Genomic DNA, 12820 nt, shown 5'->3' with positions numbered 1-12820 from the left:
CGCTCCGTGTTGCCACGTCGCCCTTTCAGGCATGAGGCGAGATCTCCCCGGGTAAGAACACACTCCTTCGCCGCACAACCGCCGGATTTACACCACTTCGCCTTGGCCACAAGAGCTTCGCGGCTTTTGGCCCGCTCGCCCTGCTTGGCAGTGCCTCATATCCGATTCTTGTTCATCGGCTCACGGTTTACGCTCCACGCTTCCTCCCCACGGTCGGTCACCCTTCCGCAGTTGCGCTTCACTTCGTTCGCTGTGGCCAGCTCACGGGAGGACTTGCACCTCCAGGAGTGCGCCCATGCCGGGCGCACCAAAAAAGCAGGGCTGATTGTCAGCCCCGCTTTTCTTTTACGTGATTTACCAGATCAATCAGGCGTTGCTCAGACGCTTGCGCGCCCACAAGCCACCCAACGCCATCAGAACCAAACCCGGCAGAACCGGATCGATCGGAGCACCCGGTCCGCCTGCGGTGCAACCGAAAACAGGACCATCACCGTCGGATGAGGAAGCTCCTAGCTCCTCAGGCTCAGGTGCAGGCTCGACTGGAGTATCCGGGATAGTCGGCTCTTCAACCGCACCATTCAGGCCGGTAACCCTGAACGTAAAGCTACATGTGGTGTTCACACCATCACCGGAGCAGGTAGGCCAATTGGCAGCCGCACCCACTGAAATTGTCGGATTGATATTGACGTTTGCGAGGTCTTCAATCGGGCCTTGTACATAGCCTGCCACGCGGGCCAGGTTCGCATCAGCCGCGATCAGCGTTGCCATCTCGGAAAGCGTTACCCATGAGGAGTCGGACTCCAACTGATACAACCCATCCTCTCCTTCTCCGGGGTACCAGGTCGCATAGAGGGCGTCGCCGTTTGCGGTATCAACTACCGTGACCGGTTTATTCTCCCAGGTTTCAAAGTCGTCAATGGTAACGGCCTGGCCATCAATCAGGACGTTAAAATTACCATCGTAGAGCGCGGATGCTGCCGACGGACTGAGGGTAATCGCATCAGTAACCGTATCGCCGGGATCTCCCTCGCCCAGGGTGTCCACCAGCGGCAGCACATTATCCGCCACCGTAGGGTCAAAGTTCAGGCTATTCGGATCCCATAGTTCGACTGACAATTCAGGCGTTGCGGCATCATCATCATGATCAACGGTCACTGCAGCATTGAATTGCTTCTCATTGGTCTGCCAATCCGGGGCGGCGACTGTTCCGGCGTTGTAAGCCAGCAGGATCGAATCGTTGGCCGGATTACCATCGTGATCAATAAACCATCCCGTGGGCGTCTGGCTCAATGTGCGCCAGTCACCGAAAAGAGAGCTGTACTGCGTGGCGATGGTACCGTTGGTTTCGAGTATATCCCCATCATCAGCGGTGCTGACCGATTCAGTAAAAGGCGCAACTTCGGTGCTGAAGAAAGGCAACCCCTCAACTTTGCTTCCGCCGAAAAGACCGCCAGGGTATTTCCCGACGGGCCCGATACTTAACTTATCTTCACCGTCGAAACCAAAGCCGAGGCCATCACCAACGGATGACCGCATAAACTCGCTTCCCACCCCAAAACCGAGCTCAAAACGGATTGCATTCAAATCACCGCCAACCGAATTCGAGGCGTCGGTAAGATTGGAAAACTTGCCAATCACCCGATAGAGACTTACAGAATCATCGGCTGACACATCAACAACGATATCGATCGGCCCATTGGTTTCGGTTGTTTTGAGTTTGAAACGCTTTCCGGAATCGGGCGGGGCTGTGCAATTATCGCCGGGAGCACGATCAGGCTGAGCCATCAGACACCCAGCAAAGTCATATGTCTGCTGGGCGGTGAACGGCTCGTTGTAGACCTTTATCCCCAAACCTACATTGCCAAAATCGTTAACGGGATCGAGCCAGCCAAAACTGGCAGTCCCCTCAGTGTCGGTATACACCACGGTTTTACCGTCAACCGGCGGAACCGCGAGATTGCCTTCGTTCACTGCTTCCATCGTTGCTGCAACAGCAACATACGGCAGACCAATCATGGAACAAAATACCGCGCTAGCGAGCTTATTCTTCGAATTTTTTGTCTGTATAAAAAACATATTAGGTCCCTCGGGTGCCTCAAAAGCCAAAACAGGCTTATACAGATTTCACTTCACAAACAAGAATAAAGCACCAAACGCAATAAGCAAATTCCAAAAAAGCCTAGAGAGTAGGACAACCTGACAACACAATCTGACCGAAATAGCAGCCAGGCCAGACAACCACAAGCGATCCTGGACCGAGCGACAAGGAAGCGACTCACGAGGTGCGACTTTTTGTCACACCCCTCAAACTGAAGACAGTGGAGAGCTCCCGAGCACGACCCACCCATCTGCGCCCGTCAAATCGCCAGATAATGATTTGTTTTTCTGATCCATGACGTCACTTACGTATCAGAACACCCCCTTCGGAAACTATCTGTTACGGTATACCTCTGGATTATTTCGAGAAAAATGGCGTTAATAACTTCAAATAAGAAACCTGAAATCCCGTCGGTGTATCAGTTGTATTCGCTGCATAACGCAGAAAATGAGGCAAAAGAAATCTTCGATACAGCCCCAACCAACAAGGAAAACCATGGCACTCTCCAGCTTCTTCACTAACATGACCATCCGGACCAGATTGGCCGGAGGCTTTGCCATTCTGCTCGTACTGACCATTCTTGTAGGTCTGGTTGGCGACCGCGCACTGGAGAGCTATGGGCAACGGTCAAACATTGTTGCCATGCTCGGGCAGGTAAACATCAACCTCACCGAGGCTCGCGTTGAAGAGAAGAACTTCCTCCTGACCGGTGAGGCGCAAGCAGTCACCAGAACCCAGGCCCAGGGTGACCGCGTTCTTGAACTGACCAGTAATATCAAACCCTTACTTCAGGCCCCCGAAGATATCGACACACTGGGCCGGATTCAGGCTGATGTGAAAAACTACCAGCAGCTGATGGGCGACGTTGAGGCGAATATCGGGGCGCGGGAAGAAGCGCTCGAACGGCTTGAAACCAGCGCCCGCATCTTCGGCTCATCACTCAAGGCACACAGCTCTCTATTTTTCGCCTCGGCCATTTTCGAGGATATGCGCCGGTCTGAACGCAAATTCCTCATCGAACAGGACACTGCCAGCGTCAAGGCTTATCTCGAAGATGCAAAAAGAGTCCAGGGCCCGCTCAAATCGGCGGCGATCACCGCCGAGGAAAAAGAAGAGATCAACAAGGCACTTGAGACTTATGTAAGCGAATTTCAAACGGTAGTGGATCTGACCAACGCGGGTGAGCAACTATCCGATGACATGGTTAGCACGGCTCGCAGAGCCATCGAATCGGCAAACAACCTTCGGGCACTCCAGACCGAGAAAATGGAGGCTGACCGCCTGCAGGCGTCCGGGCTGATTTTTGGCGCCACCGGCATTGCCGTGGTGCTGGGCATCCTGATGGCTTACCTGATCACTCGCGCGATCGTATCCCCCGTTAATCAGGCAGTGAACATTGCCTCCGAGGTTGCCTCTGGCAACCTGACCGTGGACATCAAGGCAAGCGGTACCAACGAGATCGGTCGGCTGATGGCCGCCCTGGCGACGATGGTAACAAGCCTCCGGGAATTGGTCAGGAGTATCGAATCAGGTGCATCAAACATCGCCGCCTCTGCCGAGGAGCTCTCAACCGTCACCAGCCAGACCAGCGACGGCATCAACCGCCAGAAGCAGGAAACCGACCAGGTTGCCACGGCCATGAACGAAATGACGGCGACCGTTGGCGAAATTGCCCGCAGCGCAGAGCAGGCCTTCTCAGTAGCAACCGATGCTGCCAGTCAGGCCAGCGATGGTGAACGAGAGGTACGGGAAACGGTTGATCAGGTGAACAGCCTGGCGCATGAAGTCAGCCAGAGCATGGAAACTATCCAGGGACTGCAAAAAGAAACAGCAAACATCGGAACCGTCCTGGATGTCATCAAATCGGTTGCTGAACAGACCAATCTACTGGCCCTGAACGCTGCTATTGAAGCCGCCCGGGCTGGTGAGCAAGGTCGAGGCTTTGCCGTCGTAGCTGATGAGGTTCGTTCACTCGCCCAGCGGACCCAATCATCCGCCCAGGAAATCGAGACACTGGTAACCTCGCTTCAAAACAGTGCCGGCGATTCGGTTTCTGCCATGGAGTCCAGCACAACCATGGCCTCGAACACCCTGGAGCGTGCCACGGCAACCGGGGCGACCATTGAGCGCATTGCCCGTGCCGTGGAGGACATCAAACAGTACAACAGCCAGATCGCCACAGCCTCCGAGCAGCAGACGTCGGTGGCTGAGGAGATCAATCAGAACATCACCAGCATCCGCGACGTTACCGATCAGTCTGCGGCTTCATCGAACCAGACGGCGAGCTCCAGCAGCGAGCTGGCCAGGCTCGGCAGCGACCTGCAGAACCTGGTTTCCCGATTCCGGCTGTAGGCTGACCAAAACAAAAAAGGGGCGGACAACACATCCTGGTTGTCTGCCCCCCCCTCCTTATTGCATTGACCGGTATCAGTGAAGCTGGTGCCGCTCAAATATCTCCAGAATTTCCCTTTCAGTCTCCGCAGGCACACTGACTTTCACAACCTTGGCTTCCTCGTCGATGAAAATGTTGTCACGGGGAATACCGGTTGCAATTAGATCGTCCCAGGTGTTCTTGGCCTGGTCATGATCCCTGTAGCTACCATTGAGTGTCTTGTTCATGGTTAGACCTCCTTCCTGAAATCAAATTTCCCTGCACTCTTAAGATTAGGTTCGAGAAGGATGGTTGAGCAAATATTGATCAACCTGAAATTGATCGGGGACAAAATAAAAAACCCCGCACAAGGCGGGGTTCTTTATTTATATGGCGCGGCTGGGAGGATTATTCGGGCCTTTGGCCCTCACCCCTCCGGGGTCACCGTCCCTTTGCTCCGGTGTTCCTCAACCCACTGCGTGGGTTTCGGTCGAACCTTTTATCGGTTCAAATCCTCCCAGCTATACAAAGCAAAACGCCCCAGCCTGTGGGGTGCACAAACTGAGGCGTCTTGATCTTAATATGGCGCGGCTGGGAGGATTCGAACCTCCGACCGCCTGGTTCGTAGCCAGGTACTCTATCCAGCTGAGCTACAGCCGCTTAAAACTTGTGGCAGGTTGATCGATGGCGCGGCTGGGAGGATTCGAACCTCCGACCGCCTGGTTCGTAGCCAGGTACTCTATCCAGCTGAGCTACAGCCGCACATTGATCACTTGCTCTGGTTGAATGCTACCTCAACCTGTCTCGCTTTTCCCGAAAGGAAAATGGCGGAGAGGGAGGGATTCGAACCCTCGGTACGATTGCTCGTACGGTTCCTTAGCAGGGAACTGGTTTCAGCCACTCACCCACCTCTCCTTGAGAACGGGGCGTATACTACCATAATTTTTCTGTTTTCATAGGGTTGACACGAGATTTTTCGGACTCGTTTCAGCCCATCATCAAAAAAGCCGTTCAGGTTTCCCATGAACGGCTTTCTGTCTCTCAGCTGTTGCCGGGTTCCGGCTCTTCAGAGCCTTTTTCCGACTGAATACGCTGGTAGATTTCTTCACGGTGTACCGCTACTTCTTTCGGAGCATTAACGCCAATGCGTACCTGATTGCCCTTTACACCCAGGACGGTGACGGTGATATCGTCGCCGACCATCAGGGTTTCGCCCACACGGCGAGTCAAAATCAACATATCCCTTACTCCCTATCCAGAGCTACCTGTTCCGATAAATGGTTTTTGATCTATTTATTGCTTTTATAGTGGGATCACTTACTGATCTGTAGACGCACATTCCCTTATACGGTTCACGTTTGTCATAGGCTCAGCATATGATGCCCTTTTTTTCAGAGGCTCCGCAGACCGACCTTTTATCTGCGTTTTTCAGGCCTCGTCTGATACCGCGGGCTTGTCCAGCTCAAATGCACTGTGAAGCGCACGAACCGCAAGCTCAAGGTATTTCTCATCGATCACCACGGAAATCTTGATTTCTGATGTGGAGATCATCTGGATGTTGATGCCCTCATTGGACAGCGCTTCAAACATCTGGGTTGCCACGCCAGCGTGGGAACGCATTCCAACACCCACGATGCTGACCTTGGCGATCTTGCTGTCGCCAGCCACTTCACGGGCGCCCAGTTCGTCAGCCACACGCTGAAGCACTTCTTTCGCACGCTTGAAATCATTGCGGTGAACGGTGAACGTGAAGGCTGTGCGGTTATCCTCACCCACGTTCTGCACGATCATATCCACTTCGATATTGGCGTCGCTCACCGGCTTCAGAATGCGCAGCGCGCTGCCCGGGGTATCCGGTACGCCGGCAATGGTCAGTTTGGCTTCATCACGGTTAAAAGCGATGCCGGAAACAACCGGTTGTTCCATGGCGTTTTCATCCTCAAGAGTAATCAGGGTGCCTTCGCCTTCCTGGAAGCTGGAAAGTACCCTTAATGGAACGTTGTATTTACCTGCAAATTCTACCGAACGGATCTGGAGAACTTTCGAGCCCAGGCTGGCCATCTCGAGCATTTCCTCGAACGTGATCCGCTCAAGCCTGCGCGCGGTATCGACAACCCTGGGATCGGTCGTGTAGACACCGTCAACGTCGGTATAGATCTGGCATTCGTCTGCCCTGAGCGCCGCCGCCAGCGCTACCGCTGTAGTATCAGACCCGCCGCGGCCCAGAGTGGTGATATTGCCGCTCTCGTCGATGCCCTGGAATCCGGCAACCACCACCACTCGGCCAGCATCCAAATCTTCGCGCATGCGCTGTTCATCGATCTGCTTGATCCGAGCCTTGGTGTGACTGCTGTCGGTCAGGATTCGAACCTGCGAGCCGGTGTAAGAGCGCGCTTCACAGCCACGTTTCTGCAACGCCATGGACAAGAGCGCAATCGTTACCTGCTCACCGGTGGAGACCAACACATCCATTTCACGGGGCGTCGGCTCCTCCATGATGTCGTTCGCCAGGGCGATCAACCGGTTGGTTTCACCACTCATGGCGGAAACCACGACAACGACATCATGACCTTCCTTGCGGAAACGGCACACCTTGTCGGCTACCGCTTGAATACGTTCGGTTGTTCCAACCGATGTGCCACCAAATTTCTGAACCAACAGAGCCATTATTTTCCCAATATCCGAAACGGGGACTCACAGCGGAGTAACGCTCCGCCAATTAAAACAAACGGGCGGGATTATAAACCCCAGCCCGCCCACAAAAACAGTTGCTTAAGCGATATTTTTTTCGACCCAACCGGCGACACCTGCCAGGGCATCCTCAAGCTTGGATGGATCATTACCCCCCCCCTGAGCCATATCGGGACGTCCCCCGCCTTTGCCGTCGACCTGGGCCGCCAGGTGCTTCATCAGATCCCCTGCCTTGATCCGGTTCGTCGCAGACTTGGTAACACCTGCGACCAGGGTGACCTTGCCATCTTCCACGCTGGCAAGCACCACAACACCTTCGCCCAGCTTGTTCTTGAGCTGATCCGCCGTTTCCATCAGGGCTTTGCGGTCTGCGCCTTCCAGTTCGGAGGCCACGACCTTGAGCCCAGCGACGTCCACTGCCGTGCTGGCCAGGTCGGTGCCTGCAGAAGAAGCCAGCTTGGCTTTCAGCGCATCCACTTCCTTCTCAAGCTGACGATTGCGATCCACGGTCTGCTGAACCTTCTCAATAACCGAATCGCGGGAACCTTTCACCAGGCGAGCCGCTTCGCGCAGTGTGCGCTCGGTACCGTCGATCCAGTCCAGCGCGCCCATGCCGGTAACCGCTTCGATACGGCGCACACCGGATGAAATGCCGCTTTCAGAGGTAATACGGAAAAGACCAATGTCACCAGTGCGAGAAACGTGCGTACCACCGCACAATTCAACGGAGTAGTTGTCGGTACCCATGCTGAGTACCCGAACCACATCCCCGTATTTTTCACCGAACAGCGCCATGGCGCCCTTCTCCTGGGCCTTTTCCATGTCGGTGATTTCGGTTTGCACCGGGCTGTTTTCCAGAATCTGCTCGTTCACCTGACGCTCAATCTCACGGAGCTGTTCCGGCGTCACGGCCTCGAAATGGGAGAAGTCGAAACGCAGTTTATCCGGATCCACCAATGAACCCTTCTGGGTTACATGCTCACCCAGCACCTTGCGCAGGGCCGCATGCAGCAGGTGGGTAGCAGAGTGGTTGCGCTTGGTGCGCTCACGACGGGCGTGATCGATCCGGGCGTCGACTTCCAGCCCCGGGAACAACTCGCCTTCGATCAGCGTACCAAGGTGCAGGTGGTTATCCCCTTCCTTGCGCGTATCCGTTACCTTGAACCGGCCACCGCTCCAGGTCAGCAGGCCAGTATCGCCCACCTGGCCACCGGACTCGGCGTAGAACGGCGTGCGCTCGAGCACAACAACGGCCTCATCACCGGCTTCTGCGGTCTTTTCCTCGCCGTTGACGATGACTGCACGGATTTTCTCGTGGCCATCGATATGCTCATATCCGGTGAATTCAGTCTTGCCCTCGAGCTGCAAACCGGCGGCGTTGTAGTCGATACCGAACTTGCTGGCTGCCCGGGCGCGTTCGCGCTGACCTTCCATGGCTTTCTCATAGCCTTCATAGTCCAGCGTCAGGCCCCGCTCACGAGCGATGTCGTTGGTCAGGTCAACCGGGAAACCGTAGGTGTCGTAGAGGGTGAAGATGGTCTCGCCCGGAATCTCGGTGCCGTTGAGCTCAGCAATGTCCTGCTCAAGCAGGCGCAAGCCCTTGTCCAGGGTCTTGGCAAACTGCTCTTCTTCCTGCAGCAACACCTTTTCAATCTGCTTGCGGCTGCTAACCAGCTGCGGGAAGGCGTCGCCCATCAATTCACACAGGGCACCGGTGAGTTTGTAGAAGAATGGCCCGGTTGCTCCCAGCTTGTTGCCATGGCGTGCCGCGCGGCGAATGATCCGGCGCAGCACGAAACCGCGGCCCTCGTTGGAAGGCATCACGCCGTCGGCAATCAGGAAGGCGCAGGAGCGGATATGATCGGCGACAACACGTAGTGACGCTTCGGTGGTCGCGGCACCGCCCAGAACCTGGGAGGCGGCCGCCAACAGATCCTGGAACAGATCAATCTCATAGTTGCTGTGCACGCCCTGCAGAACCGCGGTGATTCGCTCCAGGCCCATGCCAGTGTCTACGGAGGGCTGGGGCAGCTTCAGCATTTCGCTATCTGCAGTACGGTTGTACTGCATGAACACCACGTTCCAGATTTCGATGTAGCGATCACCGTCCTCTTCCGGTGACCCAGGGGGACCGCCAGCGACATCCGGGCCGTGATCGTAGAAGATTTCGGTACAGGGGCCGCAGGGACCGGTATCGCCCATTTGCCAGAAGTTGTCAGAGGCGTAACGGCCACCCTTGTTATCGCCGATCCGGACGATGCGGTCAGCCGGAACTCCGATTTCCTTGTTCCAGATATCGAAGGCTTCGTCATCTTCGGCGTATACGGTCACCCAGAGTTTCTCCTGGGGCAGGTTCAGCCAGTTCTCGCCGGTCAGAAATGTCCACGCGTAGTTGATCGCTTCGCGCTTGAAGTAGTCACCGAAGCTGAAGTTGCCCAGCATTTCGAAGAAGGTGTGGTGACGGGCGGTGTAGCCCACATTCTCCAGGTCGTTGTGCTTGCCACCCGCGCGGACGCATTTCTGGGAGGAGGTTGCCCGGGTGTAGTCACGCTCTTCACGGCCCAGGAACAGGTCCTTGAACTGGTTCATTCCCGCATTCGTAAACAGCAATGTGGGGTCGTCCGCAGGTACCAGCGAACTACTTGGAACAATGGTGTGGCCTTGCTGCTTGAAATAATCGAGGAACGCCTGTCGCAACTCTGCGGTTTTCATAGCCCTTTGATACCTTTCCAGAAACCCGGCGGGAGTGCCGCCCGGTCCGCGATTGAATACGAATACTTACATGCTTGTGCAAATCCGCTACTCTAGCACACGCCGAGAACAGGAAAAACGTGAAACATCACAGGAGATTCCATGCCCCGACGCTTCCATGACGCCGAGGAACTATTCCCACCAGCCACCGCCCTGAAACGCTCTCTTGCCATTATTTACGACGGTTTGATCAGCATCGCCGTGCTGCTTGTCGCGACCTGGGGATACACCATGGTGGCCGGCTGGATTACTGGCTGGGACCGGTACGAACAGATGGCCGAGTCAGGCCAGCTTTCGGGCGACCCGGGGCTGACGTTTACCCTGTTTCTGGTCCTCTACCTGTTCTTCGGCTATTTCTGGACCCGCATCGGCCAGACCCTGGGAATGCAGGTGTGGCGTATCCGCATTGAAAACATTGATGGCACGTCGGTGAGCTGGAGCAAGGCGCTCAGGCGGTATGTAACGGCGGCGGCGGTGATCTTCCTGACGCTGCTAGGCAGCTACTACCTCGGAGCCGCCACTCTGTTTCTGGGCATACCGGCGATTATCGCTTTGTTCTATCCAATCAACGGTCTTTCTATCACTGATCGGCTGTCGGACAGCGTCGTTGTCTCGGTTCCCAAGGAGACCACAACTAAAAAGCGCGCGGCAAAGTAACGACGGGGTCAGGGTCTGCTAGCCGGCCCTGCGCATCAGGATCGCGCCTACCACGGCATTGACCGCAATTGGCACCAACACCGCCAGCATCGGGTTAAAACCGTAAACAAGACTCATCGGCCCCAGCAGATCCTGCATGTACTTGAATAGCAGCCCCACCAAGAGGCCCGTGAACACGCGAAAACCCATGGTAACCGAGCGCAGGGGCCCGAAAATAAAGGAAATGGCGACCAGCACCATCACAGCAGTACCCAGGGGCATCAGGGCCTTCTTCCAGAATGCCAGCCAATAACGCGAGGCATTGAGGTCCTGTTCCCCCAGATAGCGGGCGTAGGTGAACAGGCCCGTCATGGAGAGGTTTTCCGGTTTTACAATCAGGACACTCAGAACGCTCGGTGAAAGCCCCGTATCCCATCTCAGGGCCTGCTTTTCAGAGCGGGTGGTTCTGTCTTCCTCGAACTCGGTGGTGCGCACCTTCTCCAGCAGCCAATAATCACCCTGATAGATGGCCCGCTCCGCAAAGCTCGCCGCCAGCAACTGCCTGTCTTCGTTGAACTGGAATCGGGAAACGCCGTGAAGCACGCCATTGGGCTGCACCGCGTTCAGGTGAATGTAGACGTTCCCTTCCTTGTGCCAGACCCCAGACGCCGAAGCGACGTTGGTGCCTGCACCCAGTGCCACGGCCTTGTCGCTCTGCGCCACCCGCTCTGCCGGCGGGGCCACGTACTCACCAATCAATACGCCCAGAATGACCACAACCAGAGCCGGCTTCATGGCCGACCAGACAATACGTTTGAGCGAGACCCCGGCCGCCCGGATAACCGTCAGCTCCGACGAGCTGGCCATGGAACCCAGCCCCACCAGGCACCCCATGAACGCGCCCAGCGGCAGGTAATCGTAGATCCGACGCGGCAGGGTCAGAAAGACATACCAGAGTGCCTCAAGCGTCTGGTAATCATTGCGGGTGTCCTCGAGCTCGGCGATGAAGGCGAAAATCAGATCAAGCGACAGCACCACCACCATAACCAGGAACATGGCGCCGCCAACAGTGCGCATCACATAGCCGTCAATCCGTCGCATGGGCAGTCCCCTCCCGCATCAATCGCCGGCGATGCAGCCAGTCAGGACCAAAGTGCAGCCAAAGGCCAAAACCGATAAACAGGGCATGGACCCAGAGCATGCCGACCCACTCGGGAACCTTGCCCTCGGCAAGCCAGTCCCGGGCAACAATCAGCAGGCCGAGATAGGTGATGTACACCAGCATCGCCGGAAGCAGATGGAAGAACCTACCCTGGCGCGGGTTCACCCGGCTCAGGCGAACCGCCAGCAAAGTCACGACCGGGACAATCAGGGGCAGTGAAAGGCGCCAGTGCAACAAAGCCCGATCCTCCAACCGGTCTGACTGCATCAGGCTCCAGGTACTGGCCCCTTCCTCCAGCTCCCGGGTGCCAGCCTTGCCACTCTCGATCTTCAGGCCATAGGCTTCAAAATCGATGGTGGTGTAGTCCAGCTCCCCAGCGGCACCCTCGAAGCGGCCACCCTCTTCCAGGATCAAGAAGCGGCTCCCGGTTTCCGGGTCCACCAGCTGGGAACCGGAGTCGGCCGTGATAATCGTCAGCCCCTGACCGTTTTCGGCGTACTCGGCGATAAAGACCCCCTGAAGCCGGCGTTTATCCTCACTCAGGCCTTCGGTGTAGGTAACTCGCCCGCCCGAAGAGAAATCCTGGAAACGCCCGGGTGCCAGCATCTCGAATTCTGTGGCCTTGCGCTGTTCATTGAAGATTTCCTCAACCTGGTTCATTCCCCAGGGAGAGACGTACAGACTCATGGCGCCAACGATGATCATCACCGGCAGACTGCCCAGGAGGGTTTTACCCAACAGTGCCTTGTCGCTGACACCGCAGGCAAACAACACGGTCATCTCGCTTTCGAGGTACATGCGGCCGTAGGCGAGCAGAATGCCAATAAACAGACCCAGCGGCAGGATCAGTTCGAGAAATCCCGGAAAACGGTACGCCATGATCTCGAACAGAACACCGGCGGAAATACTGCCTTGCGCAGCACTGTCCAGATATTTAAGGAAACGGCCACTCATGAACACCAGCAGCAGAATGCCGGAAACGGCAAGCATGCTGATCATGATCTGGCGTATGAGGTAACGGAAAATGATACTCAAATCGGTCTCTCTGGCCGTATCCGTTGAAACGTGGAGGTCGCTGGGAACTGCGCGTATTCTATGTAACCTTGGTGCC

General features: G+C 56.1%; 9 protein-coding genes and 3 tRNA genes. 2 read left to right on the top strand and 10 right to left on the bottom strand.

Annotated elements, in window-relative coordinates; all coding sequences use genetic code 11:
* Positions 1–366: 366 nt before the first annotated feature.
* The gene (locus SIC15_RS07965) at positions 367–2076 is read right to left on the bottom strand and encodes a choice-of-anchor F family protein (protein WP_412537401.1); all 1710 of its coding nucleotides are present in this window, start codon (positions 2074–2076) and stop codon (positions 367–369) included.
* 517 nt (positions 2077–2593) lie between these two features.
* Between SIC15_RS07965 and SIC15_RS07960 the strand changes: the two genes are divergently transcribed.
* Positions 2594–4450 carry a methyl-accepting chemotaxis protein gene (locus tag SIC15_RS07960; RefSeq protein ID WP_412537400.1) on the top strand — a complete coding sequence of 619 codons (1857 nt, stop codon included), beginning with the start codon at positions 2594–2596 and terminating at the stop codon, positions 4448–4450.
* A gap of 75 nt (positions 4451–4525) precedes the next feature.
* On the opposite strand, the gene SIC15_RS07955 is transcribed toward SIC15_RS07960, so the two are convergent.
* From SIC15_RS07955 to alaS, 7 genes are all read right to left on the bottom strand, one after another.
* Positions 4526–4717 carry a hypothetical protein gene (locus SIC15_RS07955; protein ID WP_069184569.1) on the bottom strand — a complete coding sequence of 64 codons (192 nt, stop codon included), beginning with the start codon at positions 4715–4717 and terminating at the stop codon, positions 4526–4528.
* A gap of 335 nt (positions 4718–5052) precedes the next feature.
* Positions 5053–5129 (bottom strand) — tRNA-Arg (locus SIC15_RS07950).
* A gap of 25 nt (positions 5130–5154) precedes the next feature.
* Positions 5155–5231, bottom strand: a tRNA-Arg gene (locus tag SIC15_RS07945).
* 63 nt (positions 5232–5294) lie between these two features.
* Positions 5295–5384, bottom strand: a tRNA-Ser gene (locus SIC15_RS07940).
* 126 nt (positions 5385–5510) lie between these two features.
* Positions 5511–5708 (bottom strand): carbon storage regulator CsrA, encoded by a 198-nt coding sequence (gene csrA / locus SIC15_RS07935; protein ID WP_008172808.1) that lies wholly within the window; start codon positions 5706–5708, stop codon positions 5511–5513.
* Positions 5709–5897: 189 nt separating this feature from the next.
* Complete coding sequence (locus SIC15_RS07930) at positions 5898–7136, bottom strand: aspartate kinase (RefSeq protein WP_069184568.1); 1239 nt, start codon at positions 7134–7136, stop codon at positions 5898–5900.
* Between the two features lie 105 nt (positions 7137–7241).
* On the bottom strand, positions 7242–9872 hold the full coding sequence (gene alaS / locus SIC15_RS07925; protein ID WP_412537399.1) for an alanine--tRNA ligase: 2631 nt from the start codon (positions 9870–9872) through the stop codon (positions 7242–7244).
* 141 nt (positions 9873–10013) lie between these two features.
* Here alaS and SIC15_RS07920 point away from each other — a divergent pair, with 141 nt between their 5' ends.
* Complete coding sequence (locus tag SIC15_RS07920; RefSeq protein ID WP_069184566.1) at positions 10014–10568, top strand: RDD family protein; 555 nt, start codon at positions 10014–10016, stop codon at positions 10566–10568.
* An 18-nt stretch (positions 10569–10586) separates the two neighbouring features.
* Here SIC15_RS07920 and lptG read toward each other — a convergent pair whose 3' ends face one another.
* Both lptG and lptF read right to left on the bottom strand, forming a co-directional pair.
* Positions 10587–11648, bottom strand: coding sequence for an LPS export ABC transporter permease LptG (lptG, locus tag SIC15_RS07915; RefSeq protein ID WP_069184565.1), 1062 nt, complete (start codon positions 11646–11648; stop codon positions 10587–10589).
* Positions 11635–12744, bottom strand: a complete 1110-nt coding sequence (lptF, locus tag SIC15_RS07910) for an LPS export ABC transporter permease LptF (protein WP_305966247.1) — start codon at positions 12742–12744, stop codon at positions 11635–11637. Before lptF ends, lptG begins: the two co-directional genes overlap by 14 nt.
* Between the last annotated feature and the right edge of the window lie 76 nt (positions 12745–12820).

The sequence above is a fragment of the Marinobacter sp. MIT932201 genome, from assembly GCF_047123295.1.
Classification (GTDB): Bacteria; Pseudomonadota; Gammaproteobacteria; order Pseudomonadales; family Oleiphilaceae; genus Marinobacter; species Marinobacter salsuginis.
This window is presented reverse-complemented; position numbering and strand designations above follow the sequence as displayed.